The 23,271-nt window shown below is 66.7% G+C and carries 16 protein-coding genes; 9 read left to right on the top strand and 7 right to left on the bottom strand.

Going from position 1 to position 23,271, the window contains the following annotated elements; genetic code table 11:
- Positions 1-14 precede the first annotated feature (14 nt).
- Genes AX708_RS10820 through AX708_RS10810 form a run of 3 tightly spaced genes read left to right on the top strand, consistent with a single transcriptional unit; the run spans position 15 to position 4,041 of the window.
- The gene (locus AX708_RS10820; protein WP_066529175.1) at positions 15-2,147 is read left to right on the top strand and encodes an FAD-dependent oxidoreductase; all 2,133 of its coding nucleotides are present in this window, start codon (positions 15-17) and stop codon (positions 2,145-2,147) included.
- 6 nt (positions 2,148-2,153) lie between these two features.
- Entirely contained in the window at positions 2,154-3,431 is a 1,278-nt protein-coding gene (locus AX708_RS10815) for a NupC/NupG family nucleoside CNT transporter (RefSeq protein WP_066529176.1), read from the top strand.
- A gap of 4 nt (positions 3,432-3,435) precedes the next feature.
- Positions 3,436-4,041 (top strand): CDP-alcohol phosphatidyltransferase family protein, encoded by a 606-nt coding sequence (locus tag AX708_RS10810; protein WP_066529179.1) that lies wholly within the window; start codon positions 3,436-3,438, stop codon positions 4,039-4,041.
- Here AX708_RS10810 and AX708_RS10805 read toward each other — a convergent pair.
- Positions 4,038-4,850, bottom strand: coding sequence for a DUF1499 domain-containing protein (locus AX708_RS10805; protein ID WP_066529201.1), 813 nt, complete (start codon positions 4,848-4,850; stop codon positions 4,038-4,040). The genes AX708_RS10810 and AX708_RS10805 overlap by 4 nt on opposite strands.
- Positions 4,851-5,067: 217 nt before the next feature.
- Between AX708_RS10805 and AX708_RS10800 the strand changes: the two genes are divergently transcribed.
- Entirely contained in the window at positions 5,068-5,571 is a 504-nt protein-coding gene (locus tag AX708_RS10800) for a cytochrome c family protein (protein ID WP_197426051.1), read from the top strand.
- Positions 5,572-5,670: 99 nt separating this feature from the next.
- Here AX708_RS10800 and AX708_RS10795 read toward each other — a convergent pair whose 3' ends face one another.
- Together AX708_RS10795 and AX708_RS10790 are read right to left on the bottom strand one after the other, a co-directional pair.
- Positions 5,671-7,197 carry a tryptophan halogenase family protein gene (locus AX708_RS10795; RefSeq protein ID WP_066529182.1) on the bottom strand — a complete coding sequence of 509 codons (1,527 nt, stop codon included), beginning with the start codon at positions 7,195-7,197 and terminating at the stop codon, positions 5,671-5,673.
- A gap of 26 nt (positions 7,198-7,223) precedes the next feature.
- On the bottom strand, positions 7,224-7,907 hold the full coding sequence (locus tag AX708_RS10790; protein WP_066529203.1) for a DUF6445 family protein: 684 nt from the start codon (positions 7,905-7,907) through the stop codon (positions 7,224-7,226).
- 428 nt (positions 7,908-8,335) lie between these two features.
- Between AX708_RS10790 and AX708_RS10785 the strand changes: the two genes are divergently transcribed.
- Positions 8,336-10,993, top strand: a complete 2,658-nt coding sequence (locus AX708_RS10785) for a TonB-dependent receptor (protein ID WP_233999648.1) — start codon at positions 8,336-8,338, stop codon at positions 10,991-10,993.
- Positions 10,981-11,121 carry a hypothetical protein gene (locus AX708_RS21140; protein ID WP_233999647.1) on the top strand — a complete coding sequence of 47 codons (141 nt, stop codon included), beginning with the start codon at positions 10,981-10,983 and terminating at the stop codon, positions 11,119-11,121. The genes AX708_RS10785 and AX708_RS21140 overlap by 13 nt, the downstream gene beginning before the upstream one ends.
- A 265-nt stretch (positions 11,122-11,386) precedes the next feature.
- Here the strand turns inward: AX708_RS21140 and AX708_RS10780 are convergent, their stop codons facing one another.
- Genes AX708_RS10780 through AX708_RS10765 form a run of 4 tightly spaced genes read right to left on the bottom strand, consistent with a single transcriptional unit; the run spans position 11,387 to position 17,444 of the window.
- Complete coding sequence (locus AX708_RS10780) at positions 11,387-12,907, bottom strand: tryptophan halogenase family protein (protein ID WP_066529184.1); 1,521 nt, start codon at positions 12,905-12,907, stop codon at positions 11,387-11,389.
- Positions 12,904-13,929: a LacI family DNA-binding transcriptional regulator gene (locus AX708_RS10775; protein WP_066529186.1), complete on the bottom strand. Its 1,026-nt coding sequence runs from the start codon at positions 13,927-13,929 to the stop codon at positions 12,904-12,906. Before AX708_RS10775 ends, AX708_RS10780 begins: the two co-directional genes overlap by 4 nt.
- Positions 13,930-13,938: 9 nt before the next feature.
- Entirely contained in the window at positions 13,939-15,591 is a 1,653-nt protein-coding gene (locus AX708_RS10770; RefSeq protein ID WP_066529190.1) for an alpha-glucosidase, read from the bottom strand.
- A complete protein-coding gene (locus tag AX708_RS10765; protein ID WP_066529193.1) occupies positions 15,591-17,444 on the bottom strand; it encodes an alpha-amylase family glycosyl hydrolase in 1,854 nt (617 codons plus the stop codon). The genes AX708_RS10770 and AX708_RS10765 overlap by 1 nt, the downstream gene beginning before the upstream one ends.
- 314 nt (positions 17,445-17,758) lie before the next feature.
- Between AX708_RS10765 and AX708_RS10760 the strand changes: the two genes are divergently transcribed.
- From AX708_RS10760 to AX708_RS10750, 3 genes are read left to right on the top strand one after another with little or no spacing between them, the layout of a single operon-like run.
- Positions 17,759-19,339 (top strand): MFS transporter, encoded by a 1,581-nt coding sequence (locus AX708_RS10760; protein ID WP_066529204.1) that lies wholly within the window; start codon positions 17,759-17,761, stop codon positions 19,337-19,339.
- Complete coding sequence (locus tag AX708_RS10755; protein WP_066529195.1) at positions 19,339-20,703, top strand: alpha-amylase family glycosyl hydrolase; 1,365 nt, start codon at positions 19,339-19,341, stop codon at positions 20,701-20,703. Before AX708_RS10760 ends, AX708_RS10755 begins: the two co-directional genes overlap by 1 nt.
- A 38-nt stretch (positions 20,704-20,741) precedes the next feature.
- Positions 20,742-22,817 carry a glycoside hydrolase family 97 protein gene (locus AX708_RS10750; RefSeq protein WP_066529197.1) on the top strand — a complete coding sequence of 692 codons (2,076 nt, stop codon included), beginning with the start codon at positions 20,742-20,744 and terminating at the stop codon, positions 22,815-22,817.
- Positions 22,818-23,271: the final 454 nt, after the last annotated feature.

Below are 23,271 nucleotides of genomic sequence, written 5' to 3'. Positions count from 1 at the left end.
AAGGGGATCGTCTCGTGAAGAAACTCGTCATTATCGCCGTGCTGGCCGCGCTCGTCGCCGCCTATTTCGTCTTCGACCTCGGGCAGTATCTGACGATCGAAGGAGTAAAGACCCAGGTCGCGGCGTTCCAGCAGGCCAACGCGCTACTGGTGATCGCCGGGTTTTTCGCGATCTACGTGATCGTCACGGCCGCGTCCTTCCCCGGCGCGGCGGTGCTGACGCTGGCGGCGGGCGCGTTGTTCGGCGTGATCGAAGGGACGATCATCGTGTCCTTCGCCTCGACCATCGGCGCGACGCTGGCCTTCCTCTCCTCGCGCTACGTGCTGCGTGACAGCATCGAAGCGCGCTTTGGCGACCGGCTCAAGGCGATCAATGCGGGGCTCGAAAAGGACGGGGCCTTCTACCTCTTCAGCCTGCGCCTGATTCCGGCGGTGCCGTTCTTCGTGGTCAATCTGGTGATGGGCCTGACCCGCATCCGCACGCTGACCTATGTCTGGGTGACGCAGATCGGCACGCTGCTCGGCACGCTGGTCTATGTGAACGCGGGCACGCAGCTGGCGCAGATCGAGAGCGCGTCGGACATCGCCTCGCCCGCGATCATCGGCAGCTTCGTGCTGCTGAGCATCGTTCCGTGGATCGCCAAGGGCATCATCGGCTTCCTCAAGGCGCGCAAGGTCTATGCCGGCTTCACCCGCCCCAAGAAGTTCGACCGCAATCTGGTGGTGATCGGCGCAGGGTCAGCGGGGCTGGTGTCGGCCTATATCGCCGCGCAGGTGAAGGCCAAGGTGACGCTGGTCGAGGCGCATGAAATGGGCGGCGATTGCCTCAATACGGGCTGCGTGCCCTCCAAGGCGATCATCAAGAGCGCCAAGGTCGCCGCGACGATGCGCCATGCCGACCGGTTTGGGCTGGCGCCGGTCGAGCCCGAGGTGCCGTTCAAGGCGGTGATCGCGCGGGTGCTCGACACCATCAAGGCGATCGAGCCGCATGACAGCGTCGAGCGCTACGAGGGTCTCGGCGTCGATGTGGTCAAGGGCTACGCGACGATCATCGACCCGTGGACGGTCGAGATCGCCCGCAACGAAGGCGGCACGCAGCGCCTTACCACCCGCTCGATCATCATCGCCAGCGGCGCCGAGCCGGTGGTGCCGCCGATCCCGGGGATCGACGAAAGTGGCTACCTTACCAGCGAGACCATGTGGCAGGCCTTCGCGCAGATGGACGCCGCGCCGCCGCGCGTGGCGGTGCTTGGCGGCGGGCCGATCGGGTGCGAGCTGTCGCAGGCGCTCGCGCGGCTGGGCTCCGAGGTGACGCAGGTCGAGATGGCCGACGCTCTGCTGGGCCGCGAGGACGCGGATGTCTCGGCGCTGGCGAAGGAATCGCTCGAAGCCGACGGGGTGCGCGTCCTCACCGGCCACAAGGCGGTGCGGATCGAGGGCCGCACCCTGATCGCCGAACATGGCGCGGCCGAGGTCGCGGTGCCCTTCGATGCGCTGATCGTCGCAATCGGGAGGAAGGCGCGGCTGACGGGCTTCGGGCTCGAGACCATTGGCGTCGACGTTGCGAAAACCGTCGTCACCGACGAATTCCTCGCGACCAAATTCCCCAATATCTTCGCCGCGGGGGACGTTGCCGGGCCCTACCAGTTCACCCACACTGCCAGCCACCAGGCGTGGTATGCGAGCGTCAACGCGCTGTTCGGGATGTTCCGCAAGTTCAAGGCCGATTACCGCGTGATCCCCGCCGTCACCTTCCTCGACCCCGAAGTCGCCCGCGTCGGCCTCAACGAGCGCGAGGCGGCCGAGCAGGGGATCGACGTCGAGGTCACCCGCTACGAACTGGACGATCTCGACCGCGCGATTGCCGAGAGCGAGACCAAGGGCTTCGTGAAGGTGCTCACGCCTGCGGGCGGCAAGGACAAGATCCTCGGCGCCACCATCGTCGGCGCGCATGCGGGCGAATTGCTGGCCGAATATGTGCTCGCGATGAAGCACGGGATCGGCCTCAACAAGATCCTCGGCACGATCCATTCCTACCCCACCATGGCCGAGGCCAACAAGTTTGCCGCGGGCAACTGGAAGCGCGCCAACAAGCCCGAAGGCCTGCTGAAGTGGGTCGAGCGCTATCACGACTGGATGCGGGGCTAGAGCGGGGTGGAATTGTTCGACCAATTGCGCGGGATCATCGGCATCGCCGTGCTGATGGGCCTCGCATGGGCCGTTTCCGAGAACCGCAGGACCTTGCCCGGCTGGCGCTGGATCGCCGGAGCGCTTGCCTTGCAGGGACTGCTTGCGGTGCTGATCGTGCGGGTGCCGGCGGTGTGGGCGGCGGTCGGCCTCGTCAACAATGCGGTGAGCGCGGTCGAGGCGGCGACCTTGAAGGGCTCATCCTACATGTTCGGCTATCTCGGCGGAGCGGAACTGCCCTTCGCGCTGAAAGAGGGCGCGCAGCCGCCGCTCATCATCGCCTTCCAGATCCTGCCGCTGGTGATCGTCTTCTCGGCCCTGTCGGCGCTGCTGTGGCACTGGGGGGTGCTGCGCTGGACCGTCAATGGCCTGTCCTTCCTCCTGCGCCGTTCGCTCGGCGTGAGCGGGGTCGTCGGCCTCTCGGGCGGGGCGAGCGTGTTCCTCGGCGTGGTCGAGGCACCGCTCGTGACCCGCGCCTATTTCGGCAAGGTCAGCCGCTCCGAGCTGTTCCAGATCATGACCCTGACGATGGCGACCATCAGCGGCGCGATCCTCATCCTCTACGCGACCACCCTGAAAGCCACCGTGCCCGATGCGGTCGGTCACATGATCTCCGCCTCGCTGATCTCGCTCCCCGCCGCGCTGCTGGTCGCGCGGCTGATGGTGCCGCCCGCGGCCGACGATGCCGCGACCGAGATCGACGCCGCGGAGACGGGCCTCAAGTACGAGAGCAGCATCGATGCGATCATCAAGGGCACGCTCGACGGGCTGCAACTGTTCCTCGCGGTGATCGCGGTCATCATCACCGTCTTCGCGCTGGTGGCTCTGGTCGACATGGCGCTCGCCGCGACGACGCTGACGGTGGAAGGCGAGCCGCTCAGCCTGAAGCGGATGCTCGGCTGGGCGCTGGCCCCCTTCATGTGGCTGCTCGGCGTGCCCTGGGGCGAGGCGCAGGCCGCCGGCGGGCTGATGGGCACCAAGGCGGTGCTGAACGAATATGTCGCCTATCTCGAACTCGCCGCGCTCGCCCCGGGAACGCTCGGGCCGCGGGCGACGCTGATCGTGACCTATGCGCTGTGCGGGGTCGCCAACCTCGCGAGCGTGGGCCTCCTGGTCTCGACCATCGGAACGCTCTGCCCCGAACGCCGCGCCGAGGCTGCGGGGCTGGGCATGAAGAGCTGGATCGCGGGCAACCTCGCCAGCGCCATGACCGGCGCGTGGATCGGGCTGGTGACGTGGGGGTGAGTGGATGCTCGACGCCAAACTCCGCCCCCTGATCGACCCGCCCCTGAACGCCATCGGCCGCACGTTGGCGGGCGCGGGGATCACCGCCAACACGATCACCTTCGCCGGCCTCGCCCTCGGCCTTGCCGGAGCCGCCGCCATCGCGCTCGGCCACATCGGCTGGGGACTTGCGCTGATCCTCGCCAACCGGGTGCTCGACGGGCTCGACGGGGCGGTGGCGCGGGCTCGCGGGCCCTCTGACCTCGGCGGCTATTTCGATATCGTCGCCGACTTTGCCTTCTATGTCGCCGTGCCCGTGGGCTTCGGCATCCTCGCGCCCGCCAACACGCTCCCCGCCTTGGTGCTGGTCGCGAGCTTCGTGCTCACCGGCGTCAGCTTTCTCGCTTTCGCCGTCATCGCGGGCAAGCGCGGGGCGAGCACCGAGGCGCACGGGAAGAAGAGCTTCTTCTACTCGACCGGCCTTGCCGAGGGCACCGAGACCATCGCGGTCTTCATCGCCATGTGCCTGATGCCCGCCTGGTTCGGGCCGATCGCCTATGCCTACGCCGCGCTGTGCACGCTCACCGTGTTTCAGCGCAGCGCGATGGCAGTCTCAGCCTTCAGGGACTAGCGCGCCGCGGTTCCGAGCAGCGCCTCGGTCCGCGCACGCAGATCGTTGATGCGCGCGGTGTTGGCGCCGAGATCGCTCACGCCCACCCGGCTTACCGAGCGGAAATCGATCTGCGCATCGCCGACGCGGGCGACGACATCGTCCTTGAAGCCGAACCAGAAGCTCGTCGCCACGCCCTCGACCGTGCCGGCGGCTTCATCCGCGCGGATATCGGTGAGGCCCATCGCGGTCATTGCCGCCTTGACCGCCGCGATGCCGGCTGCCTTGTCCGCTCCGCCCAAGGGCAACGGGGCCGGGCGGTCGGACTTGGCGGTGATGATCTGCGCGAGGCTCTTGACCGCCAGCTCGTCCGAAACGCGCTCCTTGTAAGGCGCGATCTGGCCGAGCGGGGTCTGGTAGTCATTGACCGGATTGGCCTTGGTCTCCGTGCGCGCCTTCATGGTGTCGGCCGAGAAGCCCGGCGGATTGCCGGTGTCGGTGGCAATGTCGGAGATCGGGTTTTCGGCCGCCTTGCCCCCGAGGCTCCCCATCAGACCGAACACTACGCCGACCGTGAAGAGCGCGACGACCGCCACCGCCAGCGGGACCATCCGCCGCGGCTTCGACCGGATCGCCAGGACCAGCGCCACCAGTGCGGTGAGGCCGAGCAGGCCGAGCACGATTGGCCCCGCGGTGATCGTCATCGTCAGCAACCCGAAGCGCCAGTCCCAGATGCCGAACTTGGTACCGAAGGCGGCGATCATGAACCACAAGGGCGCGATGACGAGCAGGGCGAGGGTCAGCTTGGTGGACTTTGGTAAAGTGTTCATGCCCGCGACCATAGCGCGCGATCCGGGGTTGGCAATGTCTGGCACAAGGCTTGCGGCAGCTCGCGCGGAACCGCCTTGCATTGTCGTGCGTTAGGGTCACTGCGGACTTGGGGAGGGAGTGCGGGCGAAGCGTCAACTCCCGCTTTCCACGCCCGAGAATCTGGAGTAAGGCCCGCTGGGATGCGGGAGGAACAAGTTGTTCAGAGGACAAACGACCATGAAGCGTAATTTCCTGATGGGCGCAGCTGCGCTGGCAGCACTCGCCACCCTTTCGGCTTGCGGTGGCAAGAAGGAAGAAGAGACTGCTGCTGCTCCGGCGGCGCCCGAAGCGGCCGCTCCGGCCGAGACCGCCGCTGCCACTCCGGCGGCTGCTGCCGCCGATGCCGGCGCGAAGCTCGAATATGCCAGCTTCACCGGCGATGCCGCCTCGGGCGAGAAGGTTTTCGCCGCATGCCGCACCTGCCACGTTTTCGATGAAGGCGTGAACCGCGTCGGTCCGTCGCTGCACAAGATCGTCGGCCGCAAGTCGGGCTCGGTCGCCGGCTTCGCCTATTCGGACGCCAACAAGAACAGCGGCATCACCTGGACGCCGCAGGTCCTGTTCGAATACCTCAAGGACCCGAAGGGCTACATCCCGGGCACCAAGATGAACTTCCCGGGCGTCAAGGACGACCAGAAGCGCGCCGACCTCGTCGCCTATCTGGAAGCGCAATCCAAGTAAGGGTTGGCGAAGTAATTCGGCAGACGCCTCAGGGCACAAGAAAAACGGGCGGTGCAGCATGGCTGCGCCGCCCTTTTTCGTGGGCGTGTCGCCGCCCGGTCAGGCGGCGGCGAGCAGCCTTTCGTCGACCGGGCAGTGGCGCGCGAGGTATTCCTCGTGGGTGGGCAGGCTGCCCACCGCACGCGCGGTGAGGGTCTTCACATTGGCGAGGAACTCGGCGAGCTGCGCGTCGCTGATCTGGTCGGCCATCGGATCGTAATCCGCCGGCATCACCCCCTGACCGAGCATCACCTGCACCCAGCTCGCATCGCGGAACAGGTCGTCGACATCGCGGCCCACGCGCCCGCCCTGCGCGAACAGGGCGATCTTGTGGGTAAGGCTCTCAGGCACCTCCATGTTCTTGCAGTAGCGCCAGAACTCCGAATCCTCGCGGGCGGTCTGGTGGTAGTGGAGGATGAGGAAATCGCGGATCTGCGCGAACTCCGCCGCGCAGCGCCGGTTGTATTCCTCACGGATCGCGCCCGGATCTCCGGCGCGCGGGAAGAGCTGGATCAAGCGGCTGACATGCGACTGGATCAGGTGGATCGAGGTCGATTCGAGCGGCTCGAGGAACCCGCTGGAGAGGCCGATGGCGGCGCAATTATGCGCCCAGAAGGCCTCGCGCCGCCCGGTGGTGAAGCGGATCGGGCGCGGATCGCCCAGCGCCTTGGTGTCGAGCCCCGCCAGCAGCGTCTCGGCCGCCGCCTCGTCGGTGGTGAAGCCGCTCGAATAGACATGGCCGTTGCCGGTGCGGTGCTGGAGCGGGATGCGCCATTGCCACCCGGCATCCTTCGCGGTCGCGCGGGTATACGGCACCAGTGTCGGCAGCCGCTCGGAAGGCACCGCCAGCGCGCGGTCGCAGGGGAGCCACTTCGACCAGTCCTGATAGCCGACACCCAGCGTCTCGCCGAGCAGCAAGGCGCGAAAGCCGGTGCAGTCGATGAAGAAATCGCCCGCGACCTGCTTGCCGCCCTTGAGAGTGATCGAGGTGATATCCCCGCTCTCGCCATCGCGCTGGACGCTCTCGACGATGCCCTCGGTGCGGGTGACGCCCTTCTGCTCGGCATAGGCGCGCAGGAACAGGGCATAGCGGCTCGCGTCGAAGTGATAGGCATAGGCGAGGCCGGTCATGGAGGTGTTGCCGACCCGATCGAGCTTGCCGAAGCGCGCCTGATCGGCGGCCATCTGGTGGAGCGAATAGTCCCACAAGCCCTTGGGGTCAGGCGCCGCCCCGGCGCTGCGCCGCCAGTAGTGGTGGAAGGGCACGTGACCGAGACTCATCCCCGTGTCGCCGAAGGTGTGGAGATAGCGGCTGCCCTTGACCCCCCAGTCGACGAACTCGATCCCGAGCTTGAAGGTGCCTGATGTGGCGCGCAGGAAGGCGTTCTCGTCGAGCCCGAGGATGGCGTTGAGGCGGATGATCTGCGGGATCGTCGCCTCGCCCACGCCGACCGTGCCGATCGCCTCGCTCTCGACCAGCTCGATGGTGAGGCGCTGGCCCAGCAGCCGCGCAAAGGCGGCCGCGGTGATCCACCCGGCGGTGCCCCCGCCGACGATCACCAGCTTGTTCACTTCAGGCCGTTCCATATGTCCTCGTCCCATGTTTCGCCGCGTCAGCCGGGGGCCGGGCGGAAGAAGGCGTTGATCGTCAGCCGGCCCTCACGGGGGTCGGCGCTCAAGGGGGCGTCGTTGTCGATCACCCCGCTGTGGAGCAGGTTGCCGCGGTAGAACACCGCGCGGTTGAAGGTCCCCTCGGCGATATGGATGCGCTCGAAGTGCGGGGCGCCGTCGGTAGGGTAGGCGGCGGGCGGCAGGCCGGTGCGGCCATACTCGGCCCGCACGGCGGCGGCATAGCGCGGGTAGGTCTCGGCGGTGAGCGCCGCGAGCCCGGTTGAGCGGTGGCGGAAGAAGGCGGTGCCGCCGTGGCCGGTGCGGTGGAGGTAGAGCATCATCGCGATCTGCTGCGGATCGGTGCCGTCGACATGCGGCAGGCGCTGCATCGGGACGAGCGCCTCGCGCGGGGTGGTTACCAACGAATACCATGCCTGCATCGCCCAGGGACGGCCCGCCTTGCCGAACCACTGGTCGAGCAGCGGCGAGAGCTGCGCTGCCCAAGCGGCCTGCACTGCCGGATCAAGCGGTGCGCGCACGCCGGGATATTGCGGCGTGATTTTTGCAAAACTTTGCAAACTCGCTTGTGAAATGGCGTGGTCCGGATCGACGAGAAAATTGTCGAGGCTCACAAGCCGTTGATCTGCATTGTCAAAATATTCCTCGCGCCCATCAGCGAGGGCAATTCCCCAGCGCGCGGGGGCATCCTGTCGGGGCGAGGCGGGCTGGCTGGCCATGCGGAGGAGCCTAACAAACGCGCGGCGAGGCTCCAAGCTGCAAGATTAAAGCACGAGAAATGCTACAAAAAAGGCCGATAGGCGGGCCCGAAGAGGGCTCTCAGCCGGGCGCGGCGGCAGAGGATCGCCTGCTGCACTGCGACACGGCGCAAAACTGTGACAATCGCGCAACATTTGCACGTATGATAGCGCTATCATCTGCCGGATATCCCTCGGAATACCGTCTCAAAGTCATGAAAACGCTACGAATTACAAGATTTTTGGGGTCTCCGCGAAAGGGTGGCATTTGGCGATTTACCTGCGGTTCAGGTTCGGCTATGAAAAAACCTGCAAAAGCGCTGCCGAACGGCGCTTGCGGGAGGGGACTTCTGATGAAAATGAACGGGATCAATGCAAGCGCGCGCCTGCTGTGCGGGGCCGCGACCTTTCTGGCGCTCGCGGTAACCGGCACGCCGGTGCTGGCGCAGGATGCGCCGGCCGAAGAACCGGCTGCGGTCGAAGGTGAAGAGGACGCGATCATCGTCACCGGGATCCGCGGCTCGATCCAGTCCTCGCTTGACGCCAAGCGCGAGGCGACCTCGATCGTCGAAGTGATCTCGTCCGAAGACCTCGGCCTCCTGCCCGACCTCTCGATCGCGGACTCGCTCGCGCGCCTGCCCGGCGTCACCGCCCAGCGCGTGCGCGGCCGTTCGCAGCAAGTCTCGATCCGCGGCCTCGGCCCGGACTTCTCTCTCGCGCTCCTCAATGGCCGCGAAGTCGTATCGGCGGGCAACAACCGCGGGATCGAGTTCGACCAGTTCCCCTCGGAACTGGTGGCCCAGGGCATCGTCTACAAGACCGGTGACGCCCAGCTTGCCGCAATCGGCATCGCCGGCGCAGTCGACCTGCGCACCGTCAAGCCGCTCGATTCCAAGAAGCGCCAGCTGACCGTCTCGGGCACCTACACCTACAACGACAACGGTTCGCTGAACCCCGATTTCAGCTCGAGCGGCTACCGCTTCTTCGGCAGCTACGTCGACCAGAACGAGGCGGGCACCCTCGGCTGGTCGCTCGGCGCGACCGTGCAGTCGATCCCGACCCAGATCATCCAGCGCGAGCTGAAGACCAACAACGGGCAAATCGCCCGCACCGCAGCCGGCGTGATCTTCCCGCGCGACAACCCGCGCCAGGGCGTGCAGAGCCGCGAATTCAAGCGCACCTCGGTCGCCGGCAGCCTCCAGTTCGAGCCGACCGACAATCTCTCGCTCACCATCGACGGCTTCTACACCGGCACCCAGGACGAGGGCATCTTCCGCGGCACCGAAACCCCGATCGCCTCGTGGAGCACCAATGGCGGGGCGCAGGTTGGCGCGGTGACCGGGTCGGGTCCCTTCGCCGACACCGCCACCTACACCAACGTCTATCCGATCCTGCGCACCGACACCGAAGGCGCGGATTCGGACATCCTTGCCTTCGGCGGCAACTTGGAGTGGAAGGCGACCGACAATCTCGGCTTCGTCCTCGACTACGGCTATTCGACTCTCGACCGCAACGATGTCGACTACGAAAGCTACGCCGGCACCGGCCGCGCGGGGTCGGGTCCGGCCGACCGGTTGACCTTCACCTTCCCGCGCAACGGCGAATACTCCATCGCCGGGCTGATCGATTACACCAATCCGGCCAACGTGCTGCTCACCGATCCGGGCGGGTGGGGCCAGGTCGGCTTCCTGCGCGAGCCCGAAATCAACGACGAGCTGCACCAGCTGCGCGCCGAGACCTACTGGGAGTTCGACGGCGGCCTGCTCGACAAGATCACCGTCGGCTGGCTCTACACCGACCGCAACAAGGACTTCGACAACAACGGCACCTTCTTGCGGCCCGGCACCGGCTTCGTGAACTCCTCGCTGGCGATCCCCTCTTCGATCATCGTCGGTTCGACCGATACGAAGGGCATCGGGCAGAACATCATCGCCTACCAGCCGGCCAGTCTGCTGACCAACGGCGCCTACCGCCTCGAGCGCGCGATCGACGACACCGAATGGACGGTCGAGGAGCGCATTCACAACGTCTACATCCAGGCGGACATCGACGGCGATCTCGGATCGGTGCCGGTGCGGGGCAATATCGGCCTGCGCTATATCGACACCAAGCAGGGTTCGACCGGGACACTGACCGGCGGCCGCATCAACGATGTGGAATACAGCTATTCCAACTGGCTGCCGAGCGCGAACCTCAGCTTCGAGGTGATGGAGGATACCTTCATCCGCGTCGCCTTCGCGCAGACCATCACCCGCGCGCGGCTCGATCAGCTGGCGGCCAACCAGAACCTCACCGTCCGGCCCGGAATCTGCCCTGACGACAACGGCGACCAGACCCCCGACCGGGTGGTGGGCTTCAACCCCCCGGCGGCGGTCTGCTTCGACCTGAGCGGCGGCAACCCCTCGCTCGAGCCGTACAAGTCGACCTCTTACGACATCTCCTTCGAGAAATACTTCACGCCGGGCAGCGCGATCATCGTCGCGGCGTTCTACAAGGACTTGTCGGACTGGGTGGTCAGCCTTGGCGAAAGCGCCGATCTCACCCAGCAGATCCAGAACCGTGGCTTCGGTGCCTTCCTGCAGGCCAACCCGCAGGTGGCGCTCGGCCAGTTCAATGGGCCGGTCAACTTCTCGGACGGCCGGATCGCGGGCGTCGAAGGGACGGTGCGGGTCAACTTCGGTGACGTGACCGATGCGCTCGACGGCTTCGGCGGGTTCTACTCGCTGACCTATTCGGACGCCGAGATCACCCCTCCGGGCACCTCGGCAATCCCGATCCCGGGCTATTCGGACCTCACCTGGTCGGGTGACATCTTCTACGAAAAGTACGGCTTCCGCGCCAAGCTTGCCGCACGTTACCGCGGCGGCTTCCTCTCGGAAGTGCCGAACTTCGCGGGCGGTCTCGAAGGCGCGGATGCGCAGAGCGAAACCATCCTCGACGCGCAGATCGGCTACACCTTCACCAGGGAAGGCAGCTTCCTCAACGGGTGCAGGTGCTGGCGGAAGTGTTCAACCTGACCGACGAGCCCTTCGTGACCCAGAACGAGCTGTTCGGTTCGAACGGCGTGTCGCTGGGCCAGTCCTTCCCGAGCCGTCATGAGCTCTATGGCCGGACTTTCCAGTTCACGCTGCGCAAGAGCTTCTAAGACCGACGCCCTCGGGTCGCATCGAGGGTTGCAGGGGGGCTCGCCAGAAATGGCGGGCCCTTCCTGCGTTGGGGATCGGGGCGCGGGCGCGCGGTGAAACCTCGGCTTTCCTACAGGAGGCGGGGTGTGTCACGAAGGGTTATGCGCACCGCCTTTTCCCGTGTGATTGAATGTCTGTGCAAGGGCTCTGCGCAAGGGCCGCTTTTCCGCCTCTGGACAGTGTCTCATGTGTCTCCAACAAGGGGAGACGCGGCAACTGCGCGGGTCAGGCAGTGATCGGCGGGGCGGCGCAGTGGCGGGCGATGAACTCGCCGTGGGGCGGCATGGCGGTGACCGCCTCGTCCATCGCCTGGCGGATCTGGGCGAGGCGCTCGGCGACCGGCACATGGTCACGCATATGGGCCAGTGCCGGGGCGCGTTCGGGGGTGATGCCCTGGCCGAGGTACACCGCGATCCAGCTCGGGTTGGCGAACAGCTCCTGCGGCTCGGCGACGAGGGTGCCGTGGGCACGGAAGTGGTCGATCTTGTACTGCAAGCTGTCCGGGATCGGCATGGCGGCGCAGTAGCGCCACAGCTCGGAGTCGTCCCGTTCGGTCGCCTTGTAGTGGAGGATCAGGAAGTCGCGGATCAGCTCGTACTCGCGCGCGGTCTGGGCGTTGTACTCGCGGGTGAGCAGGGGTGACATGGAGGCGTCGGGCAGCAGCGCGATCAGGCGCAGGATGCCGTACTGGATGAGGTGGAGGCTGGTTGACTCGAGCGGTTCCATGAACCCGGCGGCAAGCCCGATGGCGACGCAGTTGCGCTTCCAGAACTCGCGGCGCTTGCCGGTGACGAAGCGCAAGGGGCGCGGGTCGGCCAGCGCCTTGCCGTCGAGATTGGCGAGGAGGGTGGCGGCGGCCTCGTCCTCGGAGATGAACTGCGAGCAGTGGACGTAGCCATTGCCGGTGCGGTGCTGGAGCGGGATGCGCCACTGCCACCCGGCCTCGCGGGCAGTGGAGCGGGTGTAGGGGGTGAACTCGCCCCGCTCGCAGGGCACCGCGACGGCGCGGTCGCAGGGGAGCCAGTGCTGCCAGTTGTCGTAGCCCGCTTCGAGCGCCTCCTCGATCAGGAGGCCGCGGAAGCCCGAGCAGTCGACGAAGAGCTCGCCGGTGATGCGCTCGCCGCTGTCGAGGGTAACGGCCTCGATGAAGCCATCCTCGGTGCGCAGGGTGACGTCGACCACCTTGCCCTCGACGCGGACAACGCCCCGCGCCTCGGCGTAGCGGCGGAGGAAGGCGGCGTAGAGCCCGGCGTCGAAGTGGTAGGCGTAGTCGAAGGTCGACTGGATGAGGCGGCGGTCGGGGGAGGGGTGGGCGAACTTGCCCTGCCTCGCCATCGCCCAGCACATCGAGAAGTCGTCGATCGGGCCTTGGGTGCGCCCGGCCAGATGCTCGCGCATCCAGTGGTGGTAGAAGGGCACGGTGTCGAACTCGGCGCCGTACTGGCCGAAGGGGTGGAAGTAGCGGTGGTCCTTGCGGCCCCAGTCGACGAACTCGATGCCGAGCTTGAAGCTGCCTTGCGTCTCGCGCACGAAGGTCGCCTCGTCGATGCCGAGCCGCTGGTTGAAGTTGCGGATCGGGGGGATGGTGGCCTCGCCGACGCCGACGGTGCCGATCGCCTCGCTCTCGATGAGGGTGATCCGGCAGGCCCCGCCCACGGCCTGAGCGAGCGCGGCGGCGGTCATCCACCCGGCAGAGCCGCCGCCGACGATGGTGATGGACTTGAGGGGGGCAGGGCTGCCGGTCATCCGCCGCAGCTCTCGCGGATCAGGAGGCTCGTCTCGAGCCGCTGCGAGATCGCCGGGCCATCGCCCTTGTCGATCAGCTTGGACACCAGCATGCGGCCTGCAAGGTTTGCGTCCTGGTCGATGGTGGTGAGCTGCGGGGTAACGAGGCGGGCGGCGGGGATGTTGTCGTATCCCACCACCGAGACGTCCTCGGGCACGCGCATCCCCGACCGCGTCAGCGCCCGGATCGCGCCGATCGCGATGAGGTCGGAGGCGGCGAAGATCGCGTCGAACCTCAGGCCGCGGGCGAGCGCGCTGCGAACGGCGGCTTCCGCCGAGTGGACCTCGAAATGGGCGGGGACGACGAGGTCATCGTCGAAGGGGAGCCCGGCCTGCTCGAGCGCCTGCTTGTATCCGCGAAGCCGCTGCTCGGCCTCGGGCGCTTCGCTGTCGCCGAGGAAAGCGATGCGGCGGCGGCCGAGGCGTGCGAGGTGCGCGGTGGCGCGCCTGCCGCCAGCGAGGTTGTCCGACCCGATGACACAGTACTGTGCGTCCGGGAACTCCGCGCCCCACACCACGAAGCGGTTGTCGCGCACGGCGAGCGCGTTGAACTCGTGATGGAGCGAGGACTGGCCGATGAAGATCACGCCGGTCGCGCGGCTGGTGCTCATCGCGTAGTCGAGATCGCCGGTGGCGCGCGGGGCGAGGTGGCTGATGATGAGATCGGCGTTGCGCTCGCGCGCGGCCTCGGCGATGCCCGCCAAGAGCTCGAGGAAGAAGGGGTCCGACACCCGCCCGTCGCGGCCCTGCGGGGCGGGGACCACCACCGCGAGGGTGGCGTCGGCCCCGATCGGCCCGCTCGGCATCGAGGCGCGGAACTCGTAGTCGTGGGCGCGGGCGATCTGCCAGATCTGCTGCTTGGTGCGCCGCTTGACCGACGGGCTGTCGTTCAAAGCGCGGCTGACGGTCGAGATCGAGACCCCCGCTTCGCGCGCGATGTCCTCGAGCGTGGCGCTGCGCCGGGAAGCGGGGTTGTCGGCCATCCGTGTGCCTCAGCCGCCCGCCACGCGCGCCCAGTAGCCGGTGCCGGGGGGCAGCGCCTCGGGCACGCTGCCCGGGCCAACATGGCTCTCGGTGGCGATCAACGTCAGCGAGCCGAGGCTCTCGGGCGCGCGCCAGTGACCGGGCGCATCGCCGAGGTTGAAGACGCACAGCACGGTGCTCTCCCCGTCCTCGCGCAGGAAGGCGAGGATGTCCTCCGGGCTGTCGAGCAGCGTGATCCCGCCCCGCGCCAGCGCCGGAGCCCCGCGCCGCGCCGCCAGCAGCGCGCGGGCATAGGCCAGCGTCGAGACGGGGTCGGCCGCCTGCTTGTCGACCGCAAAGCCGGTGTGGACCGGATCGAGCTTGAGCCAGGTGCGGTTGGCGCTCGAGAAGCCTGCTTGCGGCGCGCCCGCGATCCACGGCATCGGGGTACGCGCGCCGTCCCGGCCAAGGGTATGCGGCCAGTTCACGATCGCCTCGGGGTCCTGCAGGTCCTCGAAGGCGACCTCGCCCTGCGGCAGGCCGAGCTCTTCGCCCTGATAGATGATCGGGTTGCCGCGCAGCGCCAGCAGCAACAGCAGGTTCAATCGCCCGGCGCGGGCCATGCCGCCATCGAGCGTCCAGCGGGTGACGGCGCGCGGGGCATCGTGGTTGGAGAAGGCCCACGAAGGCCAGCCCTCGCCCTCCTCGCCGCTCCACTGCGACAGCGACGCGCGCACCAGCGGCGCGGTGAGGCGCGGGGCGTAGAGGAAATCGAAGTTGTAGGCGGAATCGAGCCGCTTGCCGCCCGCGGTGAAGGCCTTCATCTCGGCCAGCGGCTCGGGCCCGCCGACTTCGGCCACGGTGAAGCGGCCCGGGAACTCGTCCAGCGTCTGCCTGATGCGTTCGAGGAAGGCGACGATGTCGGGGTGCGACTGGTTGTAGCGCTTGATCTGCATGTCGAAGGGCCGGGTCACCAGTTCCATCGGCACGCCGCTCGGCGGGTTATCGCGCAGCTCGGGATCATGCATCGAGAAGTTGAGGGCATCGAGGCGGAACCCGTCCACCCCCCGCGCCAGCCAGAACCGCGCGACATCGAGCAGCGCGTTCTGCACCTCGGGGTTGTGGACGTTCAAATCGGGCTGCGAGGTCAGGAAGTTGTGCAGGTAGTACTGCTTCCGAGGGCCATCCCACTGCCACGCCGAGCCGCCGAACACCGATTGCCAGTTCGACGGCGGCGAGCCGCAGGGCTTGGGGTCGGCCCAGACATACCAGTCAGCCTTGGGGTTGGTGCGATCCTGTCGGCTCTCCTGGAACCACGCGTGCTCGTCCGAGGTGTGCGAATAGACCTGGTCGATGATGACCTTGAGGCCGAGGCTGTGCGCCTTCTCGATGATCCGGTCGAAATCGGCGAAGGTGCCGAAGCTCGGATCGATCCCGCAGTAATCGGCGACGTCGTAGCCGAAATCCTTCATCGGCGAGGTGAAGAAGGGGCTGATCCAGATTCCGTCCACCCCGAGGTCGGCGATGTAATCGAGCCCCTCGGCGATGCCCGCAAGGTCGCCGATCCCGTCGCCGTTGGTGTCGCGGAAGGAACGCGGGTAGATCTGGTAGATGACCGCCCCGCGCCACCATGCGAGCGCGGCGTCGGTGGCAAGGGCAGTTTCGGCAAGAGCGGTTGCCATTACTTGTCGGTCTCCAGAATGCAGGCGGCAAAGCCGAAGGCGGGCAGGCTGACCTTGACCGATCCCGGCGCGGCGAGCGCGGCGGGGCAGGGGCCGACCAGCGGCGCGACGCCGCGGGCCGCGTAGCTGACCTCGATGCTTTGCGAAAGTGGGCTTTCGCCGGTGTTGAACAGGGCGAGGACGCGCTGTCCGGTTGCGGGGTCGTGGCGCTCGACCGCGAGGAGGCCGGGGCCGGTTTCGGTGAAGGCGCGCACCGTGGTGAGGCCGCGGCGCAGCGCGGGCGAAGCGGTGCGGGCGGCGGAAAGCTCGGCGATCAGACGGTACAGCGGGTGGGCAGGATCGAAATTGTCCTGCGCGGTGGTCGCATCGCTACCGACAAGGTTGTTGTCGTTGTAGGCGGCGACCTTGCTGGGGAACATGTCCTCGCGCGCCAGCTGGTCGTTGCCGTCGGAAATGAAGCCCTGTTCGTCCCCGTAATAGACCGTGGGCACCCCGCGCAGCAGGAACATCATCGCATGGCCGAGCTTCACGCGGGCGAGCAGCTTGGCCTCGTCGGCATTGCCGCTCATGTCTCGCACGAACATCGAAAAGCGCCCGAAATCGTGGTTGCCGAGGAAGGTCGGCAGGCCCAGCGCGGTCTTCGCGCCGCCGGGGTAGATCGCGTCCTGCTGGAGGAATTCGGCCATCAGCCGCGGGCCGGCCTTGCCGCTGGCGACCATCTGCGCGGCCTTGGCGAAGCCCATGTCGAGCGCATAGGGCAGGCCGCTCTCGGCCATCACCTGCGCGGCGAGCGTCGCGGTCGGTTCCTCGTAGGCGATCTCGCCGAAGATGTGGAAGTGCTTGATTCCCTTGTCATGGGCGCGCTTGAGGATCGTCGGAGTGAAGGCCTGCCAGAACTCCGGGTTCACGTGCTTGGCGGTGTCGATGCGGTAGCCGTCGATGCCGTAATCGTCGATCCACTGGCCGAAAATCTCGATCATCCCGCTGACCACGCGCGGGTTCTCGGTGGCGAGATCGTCGAGCCCCGAGAAGTCGCCGTAGAGGCTGCTCTCTCCCACCCAGTGCGAATTGCCGCGGTTGTGGTAGAGCGTCACGTCATTGAGCCAGGCGGGGACCTTCACGTTCTTTTCCGCCTCGGGCACGACCGGGGTGTAGGCGAAGGTGGGGTCGGTGAGCCTGGCCCAGTTGGCCGGATCGGCATCGGAATCGCCCGCGAAGCCCTCGTTGATCGGCTTGCCCTTCGGCCCGCCGCGGCGGCTGAAGGGATATTCGCCCTTGCTGCGATAGCGGTAGCCTGCCGCCTCGCCCTCGGCATAGCCGATCACGTCGGCGGTGTGGTTGATGATGATGTCCATGTAGACCTTCATGCCCCGCGCATGGGCGGCATCGACGAAGGCCTTGAACTCGGCATTGGTGCCGAAATGCGGATCGACCTGGGTGAAATCGGTCACCCAGTAGCCGTGGTAGCCCGCGCTCTCCTGCCCGGGCATGCCCTGGACGGGCTTGTTCTTGAAGATCGGCGCGAACCAGATCGCGGTGACGCCCATGCCCTGGATATAGTCGAGCTTCGCCGTCAGCCCCTTGAGGTCGCCGCCGTGGTAGAAGCCCTTGTGGGTCGGGTCGAAGCCGTGCTGGAAGGGGCCGCCCTTGAGGCCGCCCTTGTCGTTGGCGGGATCGCCATTGGCAAAGCGGTCGGGCAGGACGAAATAGATGATCTCGTCCTCGAGCGCGCGTTCGGCGAGGGGAGCGGCCGCGGGAGCCGGCGCGGCGGGCGTCTCGGCCGCCAGTGGTGTCCCCATAAGGGCGGTGCCTGCGCACAGCACAGCCGCAGCCGTCGCGAAGATTCGCTTCATCGTCCAACTCCCTCCGGCGCAGGTTGTGACACTTTGGGAAAGTTTTTGCAAATCTTTGTGACGCCCCTCTCGCGACCGGTGATGCCTGTTCAAGCCATTTGATTTGCTTGGGAAAGAATGGAGGAGAGCGACGAGCTGCCGATTTTTCCTGCCGCAAATCGCAAAGTTTCTTGCAAATTTTTGCAGGCCGTCCAGACTAGGCCCCGGCCACGCCATGCCGCTTTACCGGACATGAGAGACGGGAGCATAGGCGAAAAGGCCGGGCCGCGTCACGCCTTGCCGGGCGGCGCGGCGGGAGAGGGATGAAAGCGACCATGACGCACGTCGGCCACAAGCCTGCGCTGAGCGCGGGGCAGATCTGGAACATGAGTTTCGGGTTCCTTGGAATCCAGATCGGGTTCGAGCTCCAAAACGGCAATGTCAGCCGCATCTTCCAGACCTTGGGCGTTGAGGTAGAAAGCCTCGCTTTGCTGTGGATCGCGGCACCTATGACAGGGCTGATCGTGCAGCCGATCATCGGCCACCTGTCCGACAAGACCTGGAGCCCGCGCTTCGGCCGCCGCCGCCCGTTCTTCCTGGTCGGCGCGCTGCTCGCCAGCCTTGCCCTGTTCATCATGCCCAATGCGCCGGTGTGGTGGGTCGCTGCGGGCATGCTGTGGGTGATGGACGCCTCGCTCAATATCACGATGGAGCCATTCCGCGCCTTCGTCGGCGACAACCTGCCCGACCGTCAGCGGACGATGGGCTATGCAATGCAGAGCTTCTTCATCGGCGCAGGCGCGGTGATGGCGGGGGCCTTGCCGTGGGTGATGACCAACTGGCTGGGCCTCAGCAATACCGCGCCCGAGGGGATGATCCCCGAGACCGTGCATTGGTCGTTCTACATCGGCGGCGCGGCGCTACTGGCGGCGGTGATGTGGACGGTGTTCACCACCAAGGAATATTCGCCCGAAGAGCTCGCCAGTTTCGAGGCCGCGCGCGCAGACACTCCGCGCAATACCGAGGGCGCTGCGGCGCGGACGGCGGCACAGTTCACCAGCGGCGGGATGCTGTGGGTGATCGCGGGCCTCGCCATCGCAGCCTTCGTCGCCTTCGCCCGCAGCGAGCCGCGACCTGCTTTCCTCGGCACGATCGAGATTGCCAAGGACATCTATGTCCTCGCCGCGCTGGTCGCAGGGTTCGGGATCGTTCAGCTGATCGCGGGCGCCTTGCGCGGGGCAGGCCGCGAAGAGAGCGGCTTCATGGAGGTCGTCACGGACCTTTTCGCCATGCCGCGCACCATGCGCCAACTCGCGGTGGTGCAGTTCTTCAGCTGGTTCGGGATGTTTGGCCTGTGGATCTACGGCACGCCGGGGGTCACCGAATACCACTTCGGCGCGAGCGATGCCGCGAGCGCCGCCTACCAGAACGGGGCCGACTGGTGGAGCCTGATGGGATCGGTCAGAAACGGCCTCGCCGCCGCCGCCGCCCTCGGCTTCGTGATGATCGCCGCTAGGATCGACCGCTGCCGCCTCCACGCCATCAACCTCTTGATGGGCGCGGCGGGCTTTGCCGCGGTGCTGCTGGTGCGCGATCCGGCGCTTCTGTGGATCCCGCAAATCGGCATCGGCATCGCCTGGGCCTCGATCGTGTCGATGCCCTATGCGATCCTTGCGGGCTGCGTGCCGCAGGAAAAGATGGGCATTTACATGGGGGTGTTCAACATCTTCATCGTCGTGCCGCAGCTCCTCGCCTCGACCTTGCTCGGGTTCCTGCTGACCAACCTGTTCGGCGGCCACCCGATCTGGGCGATGGCGATTTCGGCGGTGAGCATGGTGCTGGGGGCGGTCGCGACCTTCTTCGTCGCCGATGGCGAGGGCGCGCGGGCGCTGCAGCCCGTGGCGGGGCAGGCGTGATGCGGTTCGCCCTGAGTTTGCTTGCGGGTGCGCTGATCGCCTTTCCCGCTCTGGCGGAGCCCGATTATACGCCCCGCGATGTGGTCGAAGTGCAGAATGCCGATTGGACGCGCGATGCGGTGCTTTACCAGATCAACACCCGCCAGTTCACCCCAGAGGGCACCTTCAAGGCCGCGCAGAAGCAGCTGCCCCGCCTCGCGGCAATGGGCGTGGACATCATCTGGCTGATGCCGGTCCACCCCATCGGCGAGGTGAACCGCAAGGGCACGCTCGGCAGCCCCTATGCGGTGCGCGATTACCGCGCGGTCAACCCGGAGCTGGGCACCGAGGCCGAGTTCCGCGCCTTCGTCGACGAGGCGCACCGGCTGGGGCTGAAGGTGATCCTCGACTGGGTCGCCAACCATTCGGCCTATGACAACCCGCTGACCCGGAGCCATCCCGAATGGTACACCCGCACCCCCGAAGGCGCGATGATGTCGCCTGCGGGCACGGACTGGAGCGACGTCGCCGATTTTGACTACTCGCAGGCCGGCCTCCGCCAATACATGACTGAAAGCCTCGCCTTCTGGGTGCGCGAATACGGGGTCGACGGGTTCCGCTGCGACGTCGCGGGCTGGGTGCCGACCGATTTCTGGGAAACGGCGCGGGCGCAGCTCGACGCCATCAAACCGGTCTTCCTGCTCGCCGAATGGGAGCAGCGCGATCTCCACGCCCGCTCCTTCGACGCGACCTACGCGTGGAAATGGAAGGAAGCCTTCCAGAAGCTCGCCAAGAGCGGCGAGGGCGCCGGGCCGATCCGCGGCTATTACAACGAGCAGCAGGAAACCTGGCCGCGCGCGGCGATGCGGATGGTCTATACCGAGAACCACGACCAGAATTCGTGGGACGGGGTGGCGGCGCAAATCTACGGCCCGGCCTACGAGGCGGCGATCGCGCTCTCCTTCGTTGGCTCCGGCCTGCCGCTGATCTACAACGGGCAGGAGGCCGACAACAACCGCCAGCTGAAGTTCTTCGAGCGCGACCCGATCGTGTGGAAGGAGGGCCGCTACGACCCCCTGTTCCGCAAGCTCATCGCCCTGAAGACCGCGAACCCGGCGCTCCACAACGGCCGCTTCGGGGCGGCGATGGTCGAGGTGCCCAACAGCGCAGCCGCCGACGTCTATGCCTTCACGCGGGGGGAGAAGGGCGCGCGGGTCTTCGCGGTCTTCAACCTCAGCCCCCGCCCGCAGAGCATCACCTTCAGCCAAGCGCGCCACCACGGCAGCTACACCGACGCGATGACCGGCGCGCCCGCGCTCTTCGCTGGCGGCGAGAGCCTCGATCTGCCCGCATGGGGCTACCGCATCTACACCGAGACCAAGTGAGGCAGGCCGCCCCCCGAAGGCCTGCAAGGAGAGGACGCATGACGAAGCACTGGAAATCCCTCGTGGCACTGGCCGCCATCGCGTGGGCGGCTGCCCCCGCTGCTGCAGAGAGCCTCACGCTCGCCTCGCCCGACGGGAAGATCACCGTCACCGTCGCCGATGACGGCGGCCGCGCCACCTATGCCGTCAGCTACAATGGCGAGCAGGTGATCGCCCCCTCGCTGCTCGGCATGCTCTTCGCCGAACACCACGGCTTCGAGCGCGGCATGGCGATTGCCGGATCGACCCGCGCCTCGCAGGACACCACCTGGGAGCAGCCCTGGGGCGAGCGCCGTCTGGTGCGCGACCAGCACAACGAGCTCGCCGTCACCTTCCGCACCGAAACCGACGGCCCCGCGCGCGACATCACCGTCCGCTTCCGCGCCTTCGACACCGGCATCGGCTTCCGCTACGAGCTGAAGCAGCAGCCCGCGCTGCAAGGCGACATCGCCATCGTCGAGGAGCTGACCCAGTTCGGCGTCGGGGAGAAGACCACCATGTGGTACACCCCCTCCGACGAGTTCAACCGCAACGAGTATATCTACCGCATCGCGCCCGCAGGACAGGTCGACGACGCGCACACGCCGTCCACCTTCCGCACCCCGGGCGGCATCTACATGGCGATCCACGAGGCGGCGCTGGTCGACTATTCCTCGATGTCGCTGGACCAGCTGCGCCCGGGCAACTTCCAGGCGAACCTGCGCAACTGGGCAGGCGGGCCCAAGGTCAAGACCAAGGCGCCCTTCCAGTCGCCCTGGCGGACCATCCAGATCGCCGACAAGGCGGTGGGCCTGATCAATTCCGACATCATTCTCAACCTCAACGAGCCCAACAAGCTCGGCGATGTGTCGTGGGCCAAGCCGGGCAAGTACATCGGCATCTGGTGGGCGATGCACATCAACGACCGCACCTGGGCGAGCAACAGGTTCCACGGCGCCACCACCGAAGAGACCAGGCGCTACATCGACTTCGCCGCCAGGCACGGCTTCTCGGGCGTGCTCGTCGAAGGTTGGAACAAGGGCTGGGACGGCGACTGGTTCAACAACGGCGATGTCTTCAGCTTCACCGAGGCCTATCCCGATTACGACATCGAGGCCCTCAGCAAATATGCCGCCTCCAAGGGCGTCCAGCTGATCGTCCACCACGAGACTTCGGCCAACCTCACCAATTACGAGAAGCAGCTCGAGGCCGGGCTCGATCTCGTCCGCAAGATCGGCTCGCACTACGTCAAGTCTGGCTATGTCTCTGACGCAGGCGATGCGGTGTGGGTCGATGACAAGGGCATCCGCCACTACGAATATTACGACAGCCAGCGGATGATCGACCACCACATGACCGTGATCAAGGCCGCCGCCGAGCGCCAGATCGCCATGGACACCCACGAGCCGGTCAAGGACACCGGCCTCAGGCGCACCTATCCCAACTGGATGAGCCGTGAAGGCGCGCGGGGGATGGAGTTCAACGCCTGGGGCACGCCGCCCAACCCGCCTTCGCACGAGGCGATGCTGTCCTTCACCGCGCTGCTCGCCGGGCCGTTCGACTACACGCCGGGCATCTTCGACCTGCGCCCCAACGAGCGCCCGCCGGTCCGCCCCGACATGCCGCGCGGCGACCCGAAGAACCGCCCGCAGACGACGCTGGCGAAGCAGCTCGCGACCTATGTGACGATCTACTCCCCGCTGCAGATGGCCGCGGACCTTCCCGAGAATTACGAGAAGCGCCTCGACGCCTTCCAGTTCATCAAGGACGTGGAAGCCGACTGGGAGCAGTCGATCGCATTGGATGGCGAAGTCGGCCAGTGGGTGGCGATGGCGCGGCAGGGGAGGAAGTCCAAGGAATGGTTCCTCGGTGCGCTGACCGACGAGAACCCGCGCGAGGTTTCGCTCGCGCTCTCCTTCCTCGAACCGGGCAGGAAATACCGCGCCCAGATCTACCGCGACGGCCCGCACGCGCATTGGGACTATAACCCCTATGACATCGTGATCGAGGAGAAGGTCGTGACGGGCGGCGATACCTTCGCGGTGCATCTGGCGGCGTCAGGCGGGGTCGCGGTGCGGTTCATTCCGGTGAAGTGAGGGCGGGAAGGCGGACAAAGCGGACACCGTGTCCGCTTTGTCCCTCCGCTTTTTCGACAATATTTTCAACGATCAATGACCGTTGTCTACAAGCGGACGGACAGGGGAGCAGGGGCTTGTTCCACGCCCCGGCGATCCAACGGCCTCGCAGGCCGAGCACAACGATGGGAAAGAGCCGGGGCGCATTGTAGCGGCTGAAGGGCGTGTAGGAAAATCGGCTGGACGCCCCGTCTTCCCGGGCTTGACCCGGGACCCCGCTTTCCTTTTCACCATCCGCGCTGGAAGGCAGCGGGGACCCGGATCCCCGGCCTGCGCCGGGGCAAGCAAGTCCGGGGAGACGAGAAAGCGAGCGGCAGAGTCAGCCATTTCGTCGCCGAAAGCGGACATTTTTGGCTATCGACCCCTGTGTGGACGGCTCTCCGTTGGCAAGGGTATTTCTGCGCTGCGCTGGCTG

Source organism: Erythrobacter sp. CCH5-A1, from assembly GCF_001557115.1.
GTDB lineage: Bacteria > Pseudomonadota > Alphaproteobacteria > Sphingomonadales > Sphingomonadaceae > Erythrobacter.
The sequence above is the reverse complement of the archived record's forward strand: the minus strand, read 5'-3'. Positions and strand labels throughout refer to the sequence as shown.

Excerpts from the sequence above, each read along its gene's own strand:
- AX708_RS10810 (WP_066529179.1), top strand. The coding sequence starts at position 3,436 with ATGCTCGACGCCAAACTCCGCCCCCTGATCGACCCGCCCCTGAACGCC.
- AX708_RS10805 (WP_066529201.1), bottom strand. The coding sequence starts at position 4,850 with ATGAACACTTTACCAAAGTCCACCAAGCTGACCCTCGCCCTGCTCGTC.
- AX708_RS10800 (WP_197426051.1), top strand. The coding sequence starts at position 5,068 with ATGAAGCGTAATTTCCTGATGGGCGCAGCTGCGCTGGCAGCACTCGCC.
- AX708_RS10795 (WP_066529182.1), bottom strand. The coding sequence starts at position 7,197 with ATGGAACGGCCTGAAGTGAACAAGCTGGTGATCGTCGGCGGGGGCACC.
- AX708_RS10785 (WP_233999648.1), top strand. The coding sequence starts at position 8,336 with ATGAACGGGATCAATGCAAGCGCGCGCCTGCTGTGCGGGGCCGCGACC.
- AX708_RS10780 (WP_066529184.1), bottom strand. The coding sequence starts at position 12,907 with ATGACCGGCAGCCCTGCCCCCCTCAAGTCCATCACCATCGTCGGCGGC.
- AX708_RS10775 (WP_066529186.1), bottom strand. The coding sequence starts at position 13,929 with ATGGCCGACAACCCCGCTTCCCGGCGCAGCGCCACGCTCGAGGACATC.
- AX708_RS10770 (WP_066529190.1), bottom strand. The coding sequence starts at position 15,591 with ATGGCAACCGCTCTTGCCGAAACTGCCCTTGCCACCGACGCCGCGCTC.
- AX708_RS10765 (WP_066529193.1), bottom strand. The coding sequence starts at position 17,444 with ATGAAGCGAATCTTCGCGACGGCTGCGGCTGTGCTGTGCGCAGGCACC.
- AX708_RS10760 (WP_066529204.1), top strand. The coding sequence starts at position 17,759 with ATGACGCACGTCGGCCACAAGCCTGCGCTGAGCGCGGGGCAGATCTGG.
- AX708_RS10755 (WP_066529195.1), top strand. The coding sequence starts at position 19,339 with ATGCGGTTCGCCCTGAGTTTGCTTGCGGGTGCGCTGATCGCCTTTCCC.
- AX708_RS10750 (WP_066529197.1), top strand. The coding sequence starts at position 20,742 with ATGACGAAGCACTGGAAATCCCTCGTGGCACTGGCCGCCATCGCGTGG.